The sequence below is a fragment of the Lacrimispora brassicae genome, assembly GCF_054772055.1.
Map to the genome: position 1 here is coordinate 1 of NZ_BRYH01000004.1, position 1,862 is coordinate 1,862.

General features: G+C 49.5%; 1 protein-coding gene. It reads left to right on the forward strand.

All coding sequences use genetic code 11. From position 1 onward, the window contains the following. Positions 1-180: 180 nt before the first annotated feature. The coding region (locus tag ACYVD3_RS03025) for a polyketide synthase dehydratase domain-containing protein (RefSeq protein ID WP_460641035.1) at positions 181-1,862 on the forward strand (1,682 nt) is incomplete at its 3' end.

Consider the following 1,862-nt stretch of genomic DNA (forward strand, 5'->3'; position numbering starts at 1 on the left):
AACTGGGATGCCTATTATCAAGGGGGGCGATATCAAAAGATCAGCCTGCCGACCTATCCTTTCCAGAAAAAACGCTGCTGGGCCGAACCGCTGACAAAAACATCGCTAATTAAAAAAGGGCTGCACCCTTTTCTTGACAGCTGTGTGGTTGATTCAGTTTATAGTACAATTTATCAGACCATGTTTTCGGTGGCTGGGGAATGGGTTTTGCATGAACATCGGATTCATCACTGCTACACACTTCCAGGCATTGTCTATGTGGAGATGGCCCGTGAATTCGGCAGTGATTTTTTCCCTGAAGCAGCTCTGGAGATCCGTGATCTAATGTTTATAAATCCGCTGATTGTCAGCGCGGAGAGAGACAAAGAGGTACAGACAATCGTCCAAAAGCGAGATGGCGGTCTGGATTTTACGATTGCCAGTAAAGCGGGGAAGGAATGGACCCTTCATGCACAGGGAAAAGCTACAGTGTCAGTCGGTTTACAGCCACAGCTGGATCTTCTGAAACTGCAGCAGACCTTGCCAAAGGCAGTGGCACCGTATGGTTTTGAGGAGGGGGCCGGCGGGATTGAAGTAGGACGGAGATGGAACGTGGTTCAGGAGCTGTACGGCAGTGAGACAGAGGTTCTGGCATATCTTGAGCTGCCGGAAGAATATCGGCCGGAGCAGGATGTTTACTTTCTCCATCCGTCGTTGATGGATGGTGCAATGAATGCAGCAATCCGGATGATTGGAAACGGCCTTTATTTGCCCTGGAACTATCAAAGTATTAAATGTTATGCCAGGTTACCTGCGAAATGTTATAGCTATCTGCGCCGTAAGGACCATGGCGGCGCCCATTCCGAAGCGGCAGTATTCGATATCACCGTAGTGGATGAACAGGGTTTTGTGTTAGTCGAAGCAGCTGGCTATACAATTAAAAAAGTCAACGATGCCTATCGTCATTTTAGGCAGGCAGAAGTGCCGGAGGGTTATTATCACATGACCTGGCGGCCGCAGGAAATTGAACAGCCGGTGTGCAGTGATTCGGGCGGCCCGGTTTTAGTATTTACCGGAAGGGCGGAGCAGGGTGCTCGGCTGATTCAGCAATTAAGGAATCAGATGGAATCGGTCATTGAAGTCCAAAGTGGGGACAACTATCAGAAAATTGATGATAACCATTATCTGATTGGCGGAAAAGAACAGGATTACCATGATCTGATGGCCAATTTCATAACGCTTGGACTGCGTCGGATCATCCATCTGCAAAGCATAAATCAGGAGGAAGTAAAAACCGAGCAGGAATGGCAGGAAGCGCAGCAAAATGGGGTGATGAGCCTGTTTTATTTAACCCGTGCGCTGCTGGCGAACCGGATAAAGGAAGAAGTGGATATTGTTTTAATTGCCAATGAGGTTTATGAAGTGTCGAAAGCGGAGCCGCGGCTTAACCCGCAACCGGCAGCCCTGTTTGGACTGGGTAAGGTGGTGGGACAGGAGTATCCGAAGTTTCAATGCCGCTGTATCGACATTGATGATCAGACGAAAGTTGATGAAATCCTTCGGGAACTAAACTGCTGGAGTAAAGAATATCTGGTGGCGTACCGGAACGGTATCCGATATGGGCAGACGCTGCAGGAGCTGAATATAAGCGGGGGCACGGAACGGGAGATTAAGTTCCAACAGGACGGGGTGTATATCATTACAGGAGGACTGGGGGGAATCGGCCTGGAGCTGGGGCAGTATATGGCCCGTAAAGCGCCGGTAAAACTGGCGCTGTTCAATCGTACCAGGCTGCCGGAACGAACCGATTGGGGCACAATCGTAAGGCAAAAAACAGATGCCGGATTGGTCAGGAAGATAACCGCAATAGAGCGGATGGAAGC